Annotated in this window: 16 protein-coding genes; 6 read left to right on the top strand and 10 right to left on the bottom strand. The window is 63.7% G+C overall.

What is annotated here, in order from left to right; genetic code table 11:
* Positions 1-66 precede the first annotated feature (66 nt).
* The 5 genes from ACYQ26_RS00870 (at position 67) to ACYQ26_RS00850 (ending at position 5,540) form a co-directional block, all read left to right on the top strand.
* The gene (locus tag ACYQ26_RS00870; protein ID WP_459806406.1) at positions 67-588 is read left to right on the top strand and encodes a hypothetical protein; all 522 of its coding nucleotides are present in this window, start codon (positions 67-69) and stop codon (positions 586-588) included.
* Positions 588-1,670, top strand: coding sequence for a chemotaxis-specific protein-glutamate methyltransferase CheB (gene cheB, locus ACYQ26_RS00865; RefSeq protein ID WP_459806405.1), 1,083 nt, complete (start codon positions 588-590; stop codon positions 1,668-1,670). The genes ACYQ26_RS00870 and cheB overlap by 1 nt, the downstream gene beginning before the upstream one ends.
* Positions 1,658-3,679 carry a chemotaxis protein CheA gene (gene cheA / locus ACYQ26_RS00860; protein WP_459806404.1) on the top strand — a complete coding sequence of 674 codons (2,022 nt, stop codon included), beginning with the start codon at positions 1,658-1,660 and terminating at the stop codon, positions 3,677-3,679. The genes cheB and cheA overlap by 13 nt, the downstream gene beginning before the upstream one ends.
* A 283-nt stretch (positions 3,680-3,962) precedes the next feature.
* Positions 3,963-4,319 (top strand): chemotaxis protein CheY, encoded by a 357-nt coding sequence (cheY, locus tag ACYQ26_RS00855; RefSeq protein ID WP_459806403.1) that lies wholly within the window; start codon positions 3,963-3,965, stop codon positions 4,317-4,319.
* Positions 4,320-4,325: 6 nt separating this feature from the next.
* Positions 4,326-5,540, top strand: a complete 1,215-nt coding sequence (locus tag ACYQ26_RS00850) for a chemotaxis protein CheC (protein WP_459806402.1) — start codon at positions 4,326-4,328, stop codon at positions 5,538-5,540.
* A gap of 76 nt (positions 5,541-5,616) precedes the next feature.
* Here ACYQ26_RS00850 and ACYQ26_RS00845 read toward each other — a convergent pair whose 3' ends face one another.
* The 4 genes from ACYQ26_RS00845 to ACYQ26_RS00830 form a co-directional block, all read right to left on the bottom strand.
* Positions 5,617-6,525 carry a CheF family chemotaxis protein gene (locus tag ACYQ26_RS00845; RefSeq protein WP_459806401.1) on the bottom strand — a complete coding sequence of 303 codons (909 nt, stop codon included), beginning with the start codon at positions 6,523-6,525 and terminating at the stop codon, positions 5,617-5,619.
* An 86-nt stretch (positions 6,526-6,611) separates the two neighbouring features.
* Positions 6,612-8,285 carry a type II/IV secretion system ATPase subunit gene (locus tag ACYQ26_RS00840; RefSeq protein ID WP_459806400.1) on the bottom strand — a complete coding sequence of 558 codons (1,674 nt, stop codon included), beginning with the start codon at positions 8,283-8,285 and terminating at the stop codon, positions 6,612-6,614.
* A gap of 15 nt (positions 8,286-8,300) precedes the next feature.
* Positions 8,301-9,059, bottom strand: a complete 759-nt coding sequence (gene arlH, locus ACYQ26_RS00835; protein WP_459806399.1) for an archaellum protein ArlH — start codon at positions 9,057-9,059, stop codon at positions 8,301-8,303.
* Between the two features lie 6 nt (positions 9,060-9,065).
* A complete protein-coding gene (locus ACYQ26_RS00830) occupies positions 9,066-11,432 on the bottom strand; it encodes a FlaD/FlaE family flagellar protein (RefSeq protein ID WP_459806398.1) in 2,367 nt (788 codons plus the stop codon).
* 240 nt (positions 11,433-11,672) lie between these two features.
* On the opposite strand from ACYQ26_RS00830, the gene ACYQ26_RS00825 reads away from it, so the two are divergent.
* Positions 11,673-12,386, top strand: coding sequence for a DUF7500 family protein (locus ACYQ26_RS00825; protein ID WP_459806397.1), 714 nt, complete (start codon positions 11,673-11,675; stop codon positions 12,384-12,386).
* A gap of 39 nt (positions 12,387-12,425) precedes the next feature.
* Here the strand turns inward: ACYQ26_RS00825 and ACYQ26_RS00820 are convergent, their stop codons facing one another.
* The 6 genes from ACYQ26_RS00820 to ACYQ26_RS00795 form a co-directional block, all read right to left on the bottom strand.
* Positions 12,426-12,617 carry a hypothetical protein gene (locus ACYQ26_RS00820; protein WP_459806396.1) on the bottom strand — a complete coding sequence of 64 codons (192 nt, stop codon included), beginning with the start codon at positions 12,615-12,617 and terminating at the stop codon, positions 12,426-12,428.
* The gene (gene flaJ, locus ACYQ26_RS00815; protein ID WP_459806395.1) at positions 12,614-14,335 is read right to left on the bottom strand and encodes an archaellar assembly protein FlaJ; all 1,722 of its coding nucleotides are present in this window, start codon (positions 14,333-14,335) and stop codon (positions 12,614-12,616) included. Before flaJ ends, ACYQ26_RS00820 begins: the two co-directional genes overlap by 4 nt.
* Before the next feature lie 123 nt (positions 14,336-14,458).
* A complete protein-coding gene (locus tag ACYQ26_RS00810) occupies positions 14,459-15,619 on the bottom strand; it encodes a FlaD/FlaE family flagellar protein (protein WP_459806394.1) in 1,161 nt (386 codons plus the stop codon).
* Between the two features lie 66 nt (positions 15,620-15,685).
* Positions 15,686-16,147 carry an archaellum stator protein ArlG gene (arlG, locus tag ACYQ26_RS00805; protein WP_459806393.1) on the bottom strand — a complete coding sequence of 154 codons (462 nt, stop codon included), beginning with the start codon at positions 16,145-16,147 and terminating at the stop codon, positions 15,686-15,688.
* A gap of 3 nt (positions 16,148-16,150) precedes the next feature.
* Positions 16,151-16,651: a flagellin gene (locus ACYQ26_RS00800; protein ID WP_459806392.1), complete on the bottom strand. Its 501-nt coding sequence runs from the start codon at positions 16,649-16,651 to the stop codon at positions 16,151-16,153.
* Positions 16,652-16,834: 183 nt separating this feature from the next.
* A complete protein-coding gene (locus tag ACYQ26_RS00795) occupies positions 16,835-17,464 on the bottom strand; it encodes a flagellin (protein ID WP_459806391.1) in 630 nt (209 codons plus the stop codon).

Here is a 17,464-nt window from a genome sequence, read left to right as displayed (position 1 = left end):
AATCTCTCCGGAAAATAACCTCGATCGGCCGAATTCTTTATGCGGCGAACATCACAACCCAGTTCCATGGCAGTGAACGTATCGACCGTCGACAATACCACACGCGCGTGCGTGGACGCTCGAGCGGACGGTTCCGACGGCGTCCGTGCCGGCGGTTTGGAGACCGTCGGGCTCGCGGACGAGGACGAGATCGGGTTCGATTCCGGGTCCGATCGCCGCTCCACGCTCGAGCACGATCGGGCCGTCGACGGCGTCGATCCAGCTGCCAGGATGGGCAACCGCTCCCGACGACCAGCTATGATAACCGCTTTTTCCCCCAGCGTCTCACGGCAGGATCGACCGCTACTCGCGGTCGGCGCCGCGACGGCTACCGGCGCCGGCACCGACACCAGCAGTACTACCCACACCACCAGCGACACCGCAGCCCACGACGGGACTGGCGGCAGTACTACGGCCCCCGGGGCTGACGGTGGCGCGTCGACGCTGGCCGTGGCCGTGACCGGGACCGATACCGAGACCGAAACCGCGACCGGGGACGGGGCAGGGACGACCGCGACCCGCCGACCGAGCCACAGTTTCGCCCACTGATGGTCCGAGCCGTCATCGCCGACGACTCCGCGGTCATGCGCGAAACCCTCGGGAAGATCCTCGAGGACGGCGGCGTCGAGGTCGTCGGCCGCGCCAAGAACGGCACCGAGGCGGTCGCGATGATCGATCGTCTCGAGCCCGACGTGGCGACGATCGACATTCAGATGCCCGGGCTGACGGGCCACGAGGTGATCGAGCGGGTGATGGCCGAGAACCCGACGCCGATGCTGGTCATCAGCTCGCAGACGACGAAAAACGCCGACGCGACGTTCGATGCGCTCGAGGCCGGTGCGGTCGACTTCATCGCGAAGCCGTCGGGCGACAACTCGGTCGACATCTGGTCGAAGCAGGACGAGATCATCGAACAGGTCGAAGCGGTTGCGAGCGCGGACGTGTCGAAATCGACGGCGTCGAACCGCGACCCGAGTACCGGCTCCGGCGGCGGCGCCAGCGCTGGCACCGCCGGGTCGACGATCGACGTCGCCGCGGAGTTTCCGAACGACCCGACGCTGGTCATCGGCGCATCGACCGGCGGCCCGCGCGTCGTCGAGCGGGTCCTCTCCGAACTTCCCGAGCGAGCAGGGTTACGAATTCTGGTAGTCCAACATATGGCAGATCACTACACGGAGCGTTTTGCGAAACGCCTCAATGACCGAACAGCGTACGACATTCGAGAAGCGACCGGGAGCGACACGATCGGGCCCGGCGAGGCCGTACTGGCGAAAGGCGGCAAGCACATGGCCGTCACCGGCTGGCGCAACGGCCGGCTCACCGTCGAACACGACGACGGCCCCGAGCGCCACAACGTCAAGCCGGCCATCGACGTCACCATGGAGACCGCGGCCGAGACGGTACGTGGCAACCTCGCGGGCGTCATCATGACCGGCATGGGCGCCGACGGCGCCGAGGGACTGGCCGCGATCAAGGCGGCCGGCGGCAAGGCGATCGTCCAGGACGAGGCGACCTCCCGCGTCTACGGGATGCCGAAGGTCGCCGCCGACCGGGTCGACGTCGACATGGTCCTCCCCAAGGAGCGGCTCGCTGAAGGCGTCGTCAACGCCTTCCGGGGGTGGTCCGCGTGAGCGACGCGACCAGCACCTTCGTCCAAGAGAGCCAGGAGGACATCCGGAAGTTGAACAACGCCCTGCTGGATCTCGAGGACGACCCGGAGAGCGCCGACGCCATCGAGACGGTGTTCCGGGTCGCGCACAACCTCAAGGGCAACTTCGGCGTGATGGGCTACACCAAGGCGAGCAACATGGCCCACGCGATCGAGGACCTGCTCGACTGCATCCGGGACGGCGAACTCGCGGTCACCCCCGAACGGATGGACCTCATCTTCGAGGGCGTCGACCACCTCGAGGCGATGGTCAACGAGATCTCCGACGACGGGGAGACCCACACGAACCCGGAGGCGACGATCGAGGAGATTCGCGCGTCGCTCGAAGACGGCGAGCAAGCGGACGCGAGCGGAGACGAGGTGGAAAGCGCGAGCGACGACGGTACCGACTCGAGTTCGGACCTGGCTGCGGTCCACGACGTTCCGCTGGAGGACCTGGCCGACGCCGTCGACCTCGCGGACGACGAGGACCTCTACCGGGCGTCCGTCAGCATCGACAACGACGACGCGCCCCACGTCGACGCGATGTTCGTCCTCGACGCGACCGAAGACGAGTACGACGTCGTCCGGATCGTCCCCGACGACGACGTGCTCGAGTCCGAGGAGTTCGGCGGCGTGTTCGACGCGTACCTGCGCACGGGCGATGCGGTCGGGAGCGACGACATCGCCGGCTTCTACGACGAGAACCGGTACGTCGACGGCGTCGCCGTCGGGCAGCTTACCGATGATCTCGACGCCGATGCCGATGCGGACAACGCGGCGAGCGAGGACGCCGACGACAGTGACGAGGGCAGTTCCGGTTCCGGCTCCGGCGTCTCCCACGGCACCCAGGAAGTCGAGTCCATCCGCGTCGACGTCGAGCAGATCGACCAGCTCTACAATCAGGTCGAGGAGATGGTCACCAGCCGGATCAAGCTCCGGAAGATCATCGAGGAACACGACCTCGTCGAGGCCGAGGACGAACTCGAGGAACACGGCAAGATCACCTCGAGCCTGCAGGATACGGTGCTGCAGATCCGCCTCGTTCCCCTGAAGAAGATCGTCGGCAACTTCCCGCGCGTGGTCCGGGACATCTCCCGCGATCAGGGCAAGGAGATCGACTTCGAGATGGAGGGCGTCGACATCGAGATGGATCGCTCGATCCTCAACGAACTGAGCGATCCGCTGATGCACCTCATCCGGAACGCGGTCGACCACGGGATCGAATCGCCCGAGGAGCGCGAGAAGAAGGGCAAACCCCGCGAGGGATCGATCAAACTCGTCGGGGAGCGCGAGCGCGACCGCGTCTCGATCACCGTCGAGGACGACGGCGCCGGGCTCGACGTCGAACGAATCCGCGAGAAGGCGGTCGAGCAGGGCATCAAGACCGAGGAGGAGGTGAAGGTGCTGGACGACTCCGAGGTGTACGACCTCATCTTCCACCCGGGCTTCTCGACCACCGAGGAGGTCACCGAGGTCAGCGGCCGCGGCGTCGGGATGGACGTGGTCAATCAGGTCGTCCGCGGCGTCGACGGCTCGATCAACGTCGAGAGCGAACCCGACGAGGGCACGGCCATCACGCTCACGCTGCCGGTCAGCGTCGCCATCGTCCGGGTGCTGTTCGTCACCGTCGGCGACGAGCAGTACGGCGTGCCGATCAAGAACATCGACGAGATCTCCGAGTTCGAGGACGTGACCGTCGAGTCCGTCGAGGGTCGGCCGACGATCACCCACGACGAGCGCGTCTACCCGCTGCTGTCGCTTCGCGATCACCTCGACGTGCCCGAGGCCGAACCGTCGGACGACGATATGGTCATCCGGATCAAGGACACCGTCAGGCAGGTCTACCTCCGGTGTTCCGACGTCGTCGGCCAGGAGGAGGTCGTCATCAAACCGTTCGAGGGACTCCTGAGCGGCGCGCCCGGAATCAGCGGCGCCTCCGTCCTCGGCGAGGGCGAGGTCGTGATGGTCCTCGACGTCGAAACGTTGTAATCTCCGTCATCGTTCGATTCCATCCTTCTCGAGTCGAACTCGGATCGTCCTCGGTCGACAGCCGTCGGTTTGCGTCCGGCCGCAGCGCCGATCGGCGGCTAACGGCCGATACAAATATGGTCCTTCGTACGCGCGTACGCGAACTCCTTGAATTCAGCTCGACCGACCAGCCACACGCCCTCTCCTAAACCACGAAACTCCCTATTTTCTCTGCACTCGTACCAGTAACGAAGTTGTTCATTCGGGCAGTATTGTTAAGTCATCTTGGTGTATTGGACCGTTCATGGACGTGCTGATTACAGACGATTCTGGGTTCATGCGGGATCTCCTCCGCGAAATCCTCGAGGAGGATCACAACATCGTCGGGGAAGCCGAGAACGGCGTCGAAGCCGTCGAACTCTACCAGGAAGAATCGCCGGACATCGTCTTTATGGACATCGTCATGCCGATCAAGGACGGAATCGAGGCGACCGACGAGATCACGGACATGGATTCGGACGCGAAGGTCGTCATGTGCACCAGCGTCGAGCAGGCCGAGCAGATGAAAGACTCGATCAAGGCCGGCGCCGAGGGCTACATCACGAAACCCTTCCAGAAGGAGAGCGTGCTCGAGGAACTCAACAGCATCGTGGCCGGGTAAGTCGCCATGGAAATCGACATTCGAGAACTCGAGACCTTTCAGGAGCTCGCCCACGACGGTGCGCAGTCGGCCGCCGAATCCCTCTCGCAGCTGACGGGAATCAGCACGAACGTCCAGGTGACAAACGTGTCGCTGATGTCCGCGTCGGACCTGCAGTACGAGTTCATCGGCACGGAGTTCGCCGGCGTCAACATCGATCTGAGCGGCGAAATCGCGGGTGAGGTCGTCCTCGCGTTCGACGAACGGGGCCGACGCGCGATCACCGACGAACTCGTCCCGGCCGACGACCCCGAGAAGAAAAAGAGCAGCATCAAGGAGGTCGGCAACATCATGTCCAGCGGGTTCGTCGACGGCTGGGCGAACTACCTGAACGCCAAGATCAAGAACTCGCCGCCGGACTACATCGAGGGCACCGGCGTCGACGTCTTGCCCCAGTCGGCGACGGAAGAGGACACTCACCTGCTCGTGTTCCGCAGTCGCGTCGAAGCCTCGCAGGGCTCGGTCAACGAACCCGTCGACTTCCGCATCCTTCTCGTACCGGACTCGACCTCCCTCGAGCGCGCGCTCACGCCCCGCGCCGAGGACGGCATCTCCTTCGAGAAACTCGAGGTCTTTACGGACATGACCAAGGAGGGGGCCGAGAAGGCCGCAGCGAACATCACCTCGATGACCGGCATCGACACGAACGTTAACGTCAGTCGGCTGACGCTCGTGCCGATCGAGGACATCCCCCACGAGGTCGGCAACAAGCGCTACGTCGGCAACGTCATGGAATTCGAGGGGAAACTCGGCGGCTTCCTTATCATCCTGTTCGACCAGCCCTCCGGACGGGCGGTCGTCGACTCGCTGGTGCCCATGGAGACCGACGAACAGTGGGGCAGCATGGAGCAGGAGGCGCTCAAGGAACTGGGCAACATCATGACCAGCGGCTTCATCGACGGCTGGGCGAACGTCTTAGACGCCGAGATCAAACACCAGCCCCCGGAGTTCGTCGCCGACACCGGCTCGTCGATCATGAGCCCGATCACCTCGAAGATCGCCGAGACCGACGATCACGCGTTCATGCTCGACTCGAGCATCCAGACCGACAGCGACCAGGTGTTCACCTGCCAGATGCTCGCCTTGCCGCGGCGGGACGAACTCGAGCAGGCGCTCGCGGATCTGCTCGTCGAGAACTCCGAGAACACGCGCATCGATCCGGACGAACTGTTCGACCGGTAGCCGGCCCTCGTTTTTCTACCGCTGATTCGCGCGGTACTCGCGTATCGCTCGGTGCGAGAATATAGAAACCGCGACGTTACCGATCCAGCTGATCGAGCGTCCCGCCCGCGTTGACGTCCTCGATGCGCTCGCTGACGATGATCCGCCCCTTCGCCGTCAGCGACAGCTCGTTGCCGTTCTCGACGATCAGCCCCTTGTTCTGAACCGAGTTCAAGACGTTCGTCACGTAGGTCGGATCCCCGTCCAACATGTTGGTGAAGTCGATGTCGCCGCCGGTCGCGTGGACGCCGACCAGCACCCGCTTTTCGGGGTTCGAGAGTTCGAGGTCCGCGACCTCCTCGCGCAGTTCGTCGAACTCGAGGCGGAGGAACCGGGCGAGCAGGTTCACGTACTGGCTCCTCGAGGGGGCGATCAGCGAGGTCTGGGTCAGCCCCGAGTCGCGGTCGATGTGTTTGACGACCAGCGTCACGCGGTCGTCGCTCTCGCCGATCCGATTGGTCCGGTCGATCTCCATGACGGTCTCGACGTCGAAGCTGAAGGTGCCGGCCTTCGAGCGGACCTCGATCCGGCGGTCGTCGATGCCGATCTTCCCCGGGACGACCGAGGTGTCCTTGACGCGGCCGCCGACGCGGGCCGGATGGCGGACGGCGGCTTTGCGGCCGTCAAGCAGGCAGCGAAACAGCAGCGAGACGAACTCCTCGACGGACTCGCCGCGGCTCTCGATGACCGCGCTGCGGGTTCCCTCGTCGGTCTTGTATCCGATCGTCACCGTATCGTCGAAGAACTGCCTGACGTGGTTCGGGACGGAGCCGACGTTGACGTCGACGACCCGCGAGAGCGGAATCGTCTTCTTCTCGTCCTCGGTCACGAGCACGACTCGCTTTTCGGTCGTGATGATCCGGCCGTTAAACGGCGTCCCGTCTCCCCCTCCGCCGCGATTGAAAAAGAACCGCCCCGTGAAATCGGCGACGACGTCCTCGGTCATACCCTTCCCTCTCTCGTGAATTATCTTAGCATTTAGGTATTACCGACGGCCCGTCTCCGCGCGTCCGTCGGAGCTCGTTCAGGTCGCTAGTCCGGCCGCGTGATGTGGAACGGCAGCCCCTCGACGCCGTCGCGCTGGAACGACTCGATCGCCGAGTTGACCTCGTGGTACTCGAGGATATTCTCTTGGATCATCCGCTCGATGATGTCGGCGCGGAACCGCAGGTCGTCGTAGATGTCCCGGGTCTCGGCGTACCCCAGCAGCGTCGCGATCTGGTCCTCGAGCACGTAGGAGTTGTTCATCCCCTGGAAGACGATCTCGTCCTCGACGGGGTCCCAGTAGAACACCTGGCGGGTGACGACACCGTCCATCTGCTCGGAGTAGCCCTCGATCTCCTGGACCGAGGTGACCCGGCGCAGGACGTCGTCGCCCTGCTTGACGCGGTTCTGGAACAGCGCCACGTCGGCGTTGTCCATGAACGTCTCGGGGACGTTGATCGGGTCCCCGGTAAAGCGCTGGATCATCGAGACGATGTCGCTCGCGTGGAAGGTCAGCATGACCGGGTGGCCGGTCTGGGCCGCCTGGAACGCCATCCGACCCTCCTCGCCACGAACCTCACCCACGACGATGTACTCGGGGCGGGAACGCAGGGCGGCCTCGACCAGTTTGAACATGTCGACGTCGACGCTGTCCTCGCTCTGGCTCTCTCGAGTCAACAGCTGCTGCCAGGTGTCGTGGGGCGGCAGCACCTCGGCGGTGTCCTCCGCGGTGTAGATCTTCGAGTCGCGGGGGATGAACGACATGATGGAGTTCAGCGTCGTCGTCTTCCCCGACGCCGTCTCCCCGACGACGAACACCGTCTGCTCGTTCTCGAGACAGAGCCAGAGGTACGCGGCCAGTTCGGGCGAAAGGGTCCCCCAGTTGGTAATCTGAGTGACCGAAAGGGGCACCTCGTCGCCCTGACGGATCGTCAGCGAAGGCCCCTTCACGCTCACGTCGTCGCTGTAGATGACGTTCAGACGCGACCCGTCGGGCAGGGTCGAGTCGACGATCGGCTCCGCGTCGGTCATCGGGTTGCCGATCCGCTCGCCCATGTTCGAGAGCCAGCGGTCGAACTCCTCCTGGGACCCGAAATCGACCGACGTCTCGACCATCCCGAACACGCCGTGATCGACGTAACACTCGTTGGGGCCGATCACGTGAATGTCCTCGTTCTCCGGGTCCCGCATGATCGGCTCGAGCGGGCCCAGGCCGACGATGTCCCTATTCAGGCGGTAGCGGATGTTCTCGTAGGTCTCCTGAGGGACCTCCTCGATGCCGGGGTGGAACCGGACTTTCAGCTCCTCGAGGAGGTTGTCCGTCTCCTCGCCCTTGATGTGGGTCGTCTCCCGGAGCAGTTCCTCGATCCGGTCGTCGTACTCGGCGTCCTTCTCGGGGGCCTTCTTGGTCGCACTGCGGCGAAGCAGGGAGTCCTTGACGTTCTCGAAGACCTCCTGTTCCTCCTCGGAGAGCGTTGGCTCGACGGCGAAGTACTGCATCTTCGTCCCGACGTCGCCGTAGACGTGACTGAAAATCGGACCGCCGACCGGATAGATGACGTTCGGGTGCGCGACCTCGTGTTCGGCCGTCGGCTCGTCGATCAACATCGGGAACTCGCCGGTGATCTGCCGGAACTTCTTGAGGTGCTCGCGGAGGTGCGGGCGGCGCGCGGCGATCTCCTGAAGCTCGTCGGACGGCTTCGGCGTCCCCATTTCCGTCATGCGGCGACCACCGTCTTAGGCGACGCTCCGGTTCTCGATGACGATTCCCGTTCCCGACCGGACCGAGTAGCCGACCCGGTCGCCGACCTGTTCGCCCATGCCCGCAAACCGCTTGATGAACAGCTGCCGCCGGATGTCGTTGCCCACCTCGATCATCTCGAGTTCGATGAACACGTCGGCGATCGATCGGAACGGCCCGATCGCCTCCTCGCCGACCGTCGAGGGGTCGACCGTCAGCACGACGACCTTCCCCTGCGAGATGATGTCGCGGAGAAAGGAGATGATCTCGAGGGCGGCCTGGCGCTCCTCGTTTTGCCGGACCAGCGCCTCGAACTTCGGATCGTTACGGAGGATCGCGTCGAAGGTGTCGATGATGATGATGTCGGCCGACCACAGCGTCTCCTCCTCCATCAGATCTGTCAGCAGATCCTGGCGGTTGTCCTCGTCGGTGTTCGAGGAGAGGACGCCCCCGCTGTCTAAGTCGCCGTGGAGGAACAGCATGTTCTCGAACAGGAGGTGTTCCTCGACGTTGTAGTTCAGCGAGTCCATCTGGTCGATAAAGCCCTGTACCTCGAGTTCCGTCGAGAGGAACGTGACCGACTTGCCCGTCTCGCACAGCCCGTAGGCGAACCGCTGGGAGATCGCGCTCTTGCCGGCCCCGTAGTCGCCTTCCATGAGAACGATGCTGCCAGTCGGAATACCGCCCCCGAGCTCCTTGTTGAGCCGGTCGCGGTCGTCCAATCCGATAGAGAAGATATTGTTGATCTTGCTCATAGTGTATCAGTTCCGCTCGGTCTCGTCGTCGTGGACGAGGAGCAACTGGAGGGGTTCGATCGTCAGGTTCCCCTCCTCGTCCGGGATGAAAAGCGGTTTGAGGGAGTCGTCGCCGTCTCGGTCCGCCGTCTCCCCATCCGCCGCGCGAGCGTAGCCGCCCGCGTTGTAGCGGTCGGCGCCGGCCTCCGAGAGGACGACGTCCGAGTCGACCCAGATCATCTGGCCGTTGTCGGCGTTGAACTCGTCGTCGACGGCGCGGTTCTCGCGGAGGACGGTCGCATTGGTGTCGTCCGTCCAGACGGCGTCGGTCCCGGCCCCTGTCCCGGTCTCGGTGACGGCCTCCGGCGCCGTCTCTCGGCCGCGACCGGCGTCGGCGCTCGAGGGCGCGCCGGCGTCGCCCTCGGACGTCGACTCCGACCCTGACTCGTCGATGAGGATCTTCTGGGCGCCGTTCGTCTCCGTCTCACCCTCGCCGTCCTCGAGGGTCGCATCGCCGGACTCGTCGTCGGCCGCTCGCTGCGGGTCGTTCGTGTGCACGTCCGCGGTTGCGTCCGTGCTCGCATCCGCCTCGGTCTCGATTCGGTCGGACCCTGAGCCGTCGACGTCGTCGACGGCGGTGTAGACGAGTTCCTCGCCCGAACCGCCGTCGGTGTCGGTGTCAGTGACTGAGTCAGAGGCGGTACCGGGGTCGGCGATGTCGGCCGCATCAGCATCGGCTTCGACGTCGGCGTCTTCGTCGCCGTCCTCGTCGTCGACCGCGTCGACCTCGAGGTCGTCGGTAGCGTCTTCGGGACCGTCGATGTCGATCGAGAGTTCGCCGTCCTCGTCGGCGGCGTCTCCGTCGGCGTCCGCAACGTCTCCTTCGAGGCCGTCAAGCCCCTCCTGGGCCAACCACTCGTCGAACGGCGTCCGCTCCTTCTCCGGCGTTTTGATCTGGCTGATCCGCCAGAGGCTCCGCTTGTGGTTGACGCCCAGCGCCGACCGCGGCTCCGGCTCCTCGACGTCCGGCCCGCCGCCGAACCCGTTCAGCGTCGTCTGGAGGTGCTCCTCGACCGGCGAACTCACCCACCGGATCGACTCGTAGAACTTGATGGTTCGGGCGGCGCCGTTGAGCCCCGCTTCGCTCACGAGGTAGTCCAGCCAGTCCATCACCACGAACTGCGTGTCGTACTCCGAGGGGATCGACTCGAGGTACGGTCGGCCGCCGTCGTCCCAGGCGATGTCGCCGGCGGGTTCGGGGCCGGTCGAGTCGCCCTCGAGGTCGTCGATCGTCGCGGCCGTTTCGGCATCGCCGGTATCCCCGGCATCGGTGCCGGTAGCTGCGGCGTCCTCGGCGAACAGATCGTCCTCGCCTTCCTCGTCGGCTCCGTCGTCGAGTTCGAGCGCGTCGCCACCTTCGTCCGCCTCCGCGAACGGGTCCTCGGACTCGTCGGCACCGTCGTCGCTCGCGGCGCCCTCGTCCCAGTCGGCGTCGCCGGACTCGTACTCGGATTTCAGTTCGTCGAAGGAGAGGTCCCCCTCGGCCGCGTCGGAACTCGAGTTCGAACTCGAGTCCTCCTCCGCCGCGTCGAACTCGAGATCGTCTCCGCCGTCGTCCATCTCGTCGAACTCGTCGTCCATCCCGACGTCGTCGAACTCGACGTCGTCTCCGCCGTCGTCCATCTCGTCCATGCCGTCGTCGAGGAAGTCCTCGGCTTCGGCGTTCGCGATGTCCTCGTCGATCTCCTCGTCTTCCTCCTCCTCGACGTCACTGTCGAACAGGCTTTCGCCGCCGAAGTTGCCCGACCCCTGGGCGCCCCCGCCGCCGCCCCCGCCGCTGCCGTGCTCGAAGGAGTCGCTCAGCGAGTCGCCCTCGACGAACGGGTTCACGCCCTGGGTGACCATCTCGTAGACCTCGAGGAGTTTGCGGATGTCCTCCTCGATCTCCTCGAGCGAGTCGCTGATCTTCTCGTTCTCGCTCTGGACGGTGTTGACCGTCGAGGAGAGCGAGCCGACGTCGTTTTCGATCTCCTCGACGCGGGACTCGAGTTCGCTGGAGGGGCCGTCATCGCCCCCACTGCCGTCCATCCCGTCGAGCGACATCTCGCCGTTCATGTCGTCCATGCCGCCCATTCCGCCGTCGTCGCCCAGCAGGTCGTCGTCGCCGCCCATGTCGTCCATGTCGTCCATACCGCCCATTCCGCCGTTACTGCCGTCGGCGAGGATGTCGTCACCGCCGTCCGAACTCGAGTCGTTCGCGCCGGGCATCAGCCCTTCGTCGCTCGTGCTTCCGGACAGGTCGCCGCCCATCAGGTCGTTTCCACCGCCGTCGTTTCCGTCGGTACTCTGCTCGTCACCGTCGCCGAGTAGATTCCCGATTATGGACAATAACATGGTGTACTCACCACCGGCCCCGCCGCTCGTTTGCTCGCAGCCCGTCGAGGCTGGCGAACGCTCCAGACCAGAAATTACCGTCTCGATGCGGGCTGCGACGAGTAGTCATCGATGAAAGCTATATGAACCAACCTATTAAGTAATTATGGCTATCTGTACTTTCGTTCACGGAAGACGCTGTCGGAATCCAACAAAGGTTTCTTTCTGTTCGGCGCGAAAGCCGCCTAGAGTTGGCAGCCAATGACAACAGGTAACGAGGGTGGCGATCCAAAAGAGAAGGCCGACGTTCCGCCCGTGCTCCCGAACGAACGACAGTCGTCGGCGGACGCGAGCGGTGCCCTCTCGCCCGACGATCTCGACTTCACCGAGAGCCCGTACGTGGACGAGATCGACGACGGGCGATACGTGGTCTCCGCCGATCGGCGGCCGCCGAACGTTCCCGACGAGCGGGAGGCGTCGTCGCAGTCGCTTCCGCAGTCCAAGACCCAATCCCAGTCGCAGTCCCAGGCCCCCGCGTCCCCGTCGAACGGCGGCGAGCAACCGGCTCCCGCGGCGGACGCGGGCCCGGACGAATCCGCCGCTCGGGCGGCCGACCGCCGCGGTTCCGCACCCGCGGACGGCGTCCGGAGCCCCGAGGCCGCCCGGTCGCTGCTCGCGGACGAACTCGAGCGCGTCGACACCCGCTTTGCGATCGACATCGTCTCGCGGTTCGGCGACGACACGGTCAGACACCGGATGACCTCCGACGACGTCGTCGGTACGTTCAACAGCCTCGTCTTCTGGTACGCGCGCCACGTCTCCCGGAACACGCCGACGAACCGCGCGGCGTCGCTGCTGCTCTCGAAGTCCGACTTCACGCCGGCACTCACCGAAGCGCAGGTTCGAACCGCGATGGCCAAACACGGACTCGACGAGTCGAACAGCCTCGGGGAGTTGCTCGAGGCGCTCGAGTGAGGCGTCGCGGCCGCTTCGTTTTTTCGCGTTTTCGCGGTATCAGCCGGATCCGTTCAGGAAGACCACGGCTCCCATAAACAGCGCAAGCAGGAGCGTAAACCCGAACAGCAACAGGCCGCTCTGGATCGATTCGATGCCGCGGGCACGGCTGACGTGTGCGTGCGGGTCGGGGAGCATTGCATCGTTCGTTCCGCCGGCGGCCTGATCGTTCTTGCGGCCGCCCCGCGTCACAGGTCGACGGTGATGATCACGTCGATCAGCCGTTCCGTAATCGTGCCGGTGACCGCCCCCATCCAGAGCAGCGCCGTGAAGTGGATGTAGGAGTTGCCGAAGTGGCCGCCGTCGGCCACCCGGAGCAGCAGCGACGAGATGAACGCGTTGAAGATCAGTACGAGGATGATGAGATACCGCAGGACGTAGATGTTGTACTGGTCGGTGTGGATCAGCGATCCGGCCATGACCTGTCCCTGCGTGTCGATATCGAAACTCGAGAGCATCGCCGCCAGCTCCAGCCCGATGAAGAAGGCGAACGACGCCGCCGCCGTGATCCCGTAGATGACGCCGACGAGCGTCGTCGTCTGCTGTTTCCGCTCCTCGCGCAGGTTGACGATCGCGCTCATGTTCTGGCTGATGAGTTCGCCGAGTCGCTTGGGGCCGCCGCCCATCTCCCGACCGATCAGGTACATCTCGCTGAACTTCTGGACCAGGAAGGAGTGGGCGTCGCCGGTGAAGTACCGCCAGGACTTCTCGGTGCTCAGGCGCATGTTCAACCGGCGGTACAGGTCGTCGACGTTCTCCGTCAGCGGCCCGAAATCCTGCTCGCGAAGCGTCGCCAGCACCTCCGACGTCGTGCTCTGCTTCGCGCTCTCGCTGGTCCCCAGCGCCCGGATGAAGTTCGGAAACTCCCGGTCGCGGTTGAACGTCTTTCGCTCCGCGTGCCAGAAGACGACGCCCGGAATCAGCAGCGGCGTCGTCGAGATCGGCATATACAGCAACATCGGGAGCGACTTCACGAACCCCGCACCGGGGAGCACGCCGAAGACCATCAACGCCAGCACGCCGATCAGCAGGACGCTCCCCCCGACGCCGACGACCGTCGAGCCGAGCAGCAGTTTCTTGGTCAGCGTCCGGTACCCCTCCTCGAGGTACCAGATCGGATCGTCCGGGACGATCGCCTTGATAACGAAGAAAAAGCCGATCTGGACGAACGTGAACATGACGATGACGATGCTCACCGTGATCGTCGGGTTATTGCCGGTCAGTAGCGGGAGAACGATCGCGAACACCAGCGCGAACGTCGTCGAGATGATCAGGGAGAGGTACAGGTCCTTCAGGACGTCGAGGTTGCTGAGCGACTGTCTATAGACGGTCGAGTACTTCTCGACGAGGACGTCCTGCTCCTGCTGGAGGAACTCGGCCAACTCCTGACCGGCGCTCAGGGTGTAGGCCATCCGCTCTAAGAGGTCCGCGACGGATTCGCTCGGAACCGCCTTCGCCCGCCGGCGACACGCGTCGTCGAGGCTCAGGTGCCAGACGTCGACCAGATCGACGATGCGTTGCATCTCGTCCGCCAGTTCCCCGTACTCCTCCTCCTTGGCGAGCTGGCGGAGGACCTCCATCCGGTCGATGTTGGTCGTCGACAGCACCGTCATGTGAATCACGAAGAGGTGGAACCGGTTTTCCATCTCGACGCGGCGTCTGTCGACGGCGAGTCGCGGATACCCGATCGCGGCCAGGACGATCAGCAGTCCGAGCACCGGGAGCAGCAGCCTGGCTAACAGGAACAGATCGACGACGACCGCCGCGACGATCGTTCCGAGGAAGATCAGTACCGCGGGCAGCAGGATCGCGGGGAGGTAGACCTTCGTCGGAAGCTCCATCTCGTCGTACGCCTGAATGATGGACTTCGTGAGGTCTGCTGCCCCCGCAGTACGGTCGGTAATCCCCATAGAGGTTTAGATCTCCGTTCTCGTCGGTCTTCGCTGCCGGCTCTTCGCCGCGGACGCGGACCGCCGGGTACGCGCTACGTACTTATGCACTCCATACAAAACTTCTGGCCTCCCGACCAGTCGTCACTCCGACGACCGATCGGCCGCGCCGGCGTCGTTCGGCGAGTCGACGGACAGCGCCGTCGATTTCTCGGGGGTCGCGATGTTCGCGATGTACTGCAGGCTCCGCTTGTGCTCGTCGGTGGTCAGCACCGACCGCGGTTCGATCTCGTCGTCCGCAACGGGTCCGTCGCTGAACCCGTTCAACAGCGACTGGAGGTACGTTTCGACGGGGTCGGAGATCCAGTCGATCGACTCGTAGTAGGCGATCGTCCGGGCCGCGCCGTCCATCCCGGCGGTCTCGATGAGGTACTGCAGCCACTCGATCGTCACGAGTTCCGCGTCGGTTCGCGAGGGATGGCGCACCAGATACGGCGGGTCGCCCATCTCACCGTTCTCGCCGGGGGCGACCGTCTCCGATGCTGACTGGGTTGCGTCCGGGTCGTCCGCGGGCTGATCGATCGTGTCCTCGGTCGCTACCGGCTCGGGTTCGGGATCAGCTGGCTCCTCGAGCCCGGCGACATCGGCCTCGTCCGCTTCGGTCTCGTCGTCGTCATCGTCATCATCGAACCCGAGGTCATCGTCGTCCCCCTCGTCGAACTCCTCCGCAAACGGATCGTCCTCGAGCGGGTCATCGTCGCCGTCGTCGTCTCCGTCGCCGTCCTCCTCGAGCGGGTCGTCGATCACTTCGCCGTCGTCGAACTCGTCGGCCGCGAAGTCGTCCTCGTCGTCGTCCTCGATGTCATCGTCGAGGAAATCCTCCGCTTCGGCGTCCGTGATATCGTCGTCGATGTCGTCGGCGGGATCGTCGCCCCCGAAGACGCCGCCGTCTCCGGTCGCAGTCTCGAACGCGTCGCCGATCTCCTGATCACCCACGAAGGGGTTAATTCCCTGCGTGACGATCTCGTACATATCGACGAGCCGATCGACGTTCCGCTCGACCGTCTGGATCGAGTCGCTGATCTTCTCGTTTTCGCCGCGGACGGTCTCGACCTTCCCCTCGAGGGAGTCGATCTCCTTCTCGATCTCGTCGAGGCGGTAGGACAGCTCCTCGTCGTCGGAGCCGCCTTCGTTATCGTCGGCGAATCCCATTTCGCCGCCCATCAGATCGTCGTCGGCACCGCCCAGCAGGTCATCGTCGGCGCTGTCGTCCTCTAGTTCGTCGTCGTCATCGAGTATACTCATTGTCTCCTCCAGTCTGTGTTTGAGTCGCCGTCGCGGCTGCCAGGGTACTCGTGTGCATTTAGTTCACTACACGTAGATGTCGATGCTGTCCTCGTTCCCGTTGACGATGACGGTGATCTCCGTATCGTTGTGGACGGTTTGGTCCCCGAACGATGCGGTCACCTCGACGACCCCGCCGGGCGCCCAGCGGTTACTGTCGGCGTCGACGCGCTCGACGCTCGTCACGGGATCGTAGGAGCCGTCGACGAGGACGTCGACGTAACTCGGGTGGGCTGGGACGTCCCGGTCGCCGATGTTCTTCACCAGGACCGTCGCAGTCTCGTTCGTCTGGTTGACGATCGCGTCTGACTGCGACTCGTCGCTGATGATCGCGATGTCGGTCTCGATCTCCTCGGCGACCGCCGAGCCGCGCGTCTCGATCGAGTCGCTCACCTGATTGACCTCCATGACTACCGTCCCTGCGACCGCCGAGGCGATCACGAGGCTCCCGATGAACATGATCAGGTGGGTCGCCGTGACGCTCGACATCTCTCAGGCCCCTCCGTTGATCTCGGCCGTCGCAGCGACTCCGTGCTCGGTCGTTATCTTGACGCGATCCCCGTCGCCGGTGATTTCGGCGTCGCTCTCGAGTTTCGCGTTGTCGATCTCGACCTGCAATACTGTCCCCGGAGACCAGATATTACTGCTCGAGCGAGTGCTGTCGTTGGCGATGATCGTCGTCTCCGCGTCGGAAGCGTTGGTCGGATAATACTCGCCGTTGACGACGATATTGGTCCGTTCGACGGACAACGACGTCGCACCGTCGTTGGTAACGTTGAGGAGTGCACCCGTCACCGATCCCGACTCGTTGATCGCCTCGAACGACTCGACGGTGATCTCCGTGTTCGTCTGATCGCGAAAGTGTTCGCTCTTCGTCGAAAACGCATCACCGGTCGTACTGGTGATACCGAAGACGGTGGGGACGATGGCGCTGAAGGCGACGAGAACGCCGATGAGTATGACGATGATAGCGCCGCTCGTACTGAACCCCATTGTATTCTCTTGATGTAACAGATTCTTAAAAGCGCTCTGGCCATTTACCGTAGAGTTGCTGATCAGAGGTTCGAACCGGTCGAGTTAGTGGTTGCCACTACCGTTGCTCGACGGAACCCTTTGAGAACAATCGGCTACCGAGTCAATCGTATCCGAAAAATATAGTTAATCGATGCCGCCGAATTAGAGCTGGACCGCTCCGCCACGGTCGGTGAACAGATCAGGTGCTCGGAGTTCGACCTCCGTGGTTGCACCAGATGGCGAAACGATGCTCAACGACGACTCATCGCCTTCGCCGAACGTCGCATCGCCATCACCAAACGGTGACGTGTCTGGGTTCATGACTAATGTAAAGTCATCATTCTCTTCGGTGAGGACAGCCTGGTCAGAGGACATAAAGGTACCGTCCTCATCAAGAACTGCAAACTCACCGCTCTGCAACTTACTTACGTTGGCCCTATCCGAGCGATTCATCGTAAGTGTTTCCTGTCCATTTGGACCGACGGCTTGAATGATCGTTTCGTTCAGGTCAATCTCGCCAGCACCGGCCGCACCGGTTACGGTGATATTGATCGACGAGAGGTTGGATGGATCTTCTGTGTCATTGACAATACCGACCTCACTGGTCACATCAATTCGTTCGGAAACGAGATCTGTACTTTCTTGACCCGTCGCTTCGGCCTGCGTCTGCAGCATGCCGGCAGTGTTAATCAGCACGCCTGCGGCGATCGCAGCGACCAGCACCATCGCGATGAACACGATGAGCGTCCCGATACCGACCTGACCTCGATCTGTTGGTTCGTTACTGAACAT

The sequence above is a fragment of the Halopiger thermotolerans genome (genome assembly GCF_054654555.1).
The sequence above is the reverse complement of the archived record's forward strand: the minus strand, read 5'-3'. Positions and strand labels throughout refer to the sequence as shown.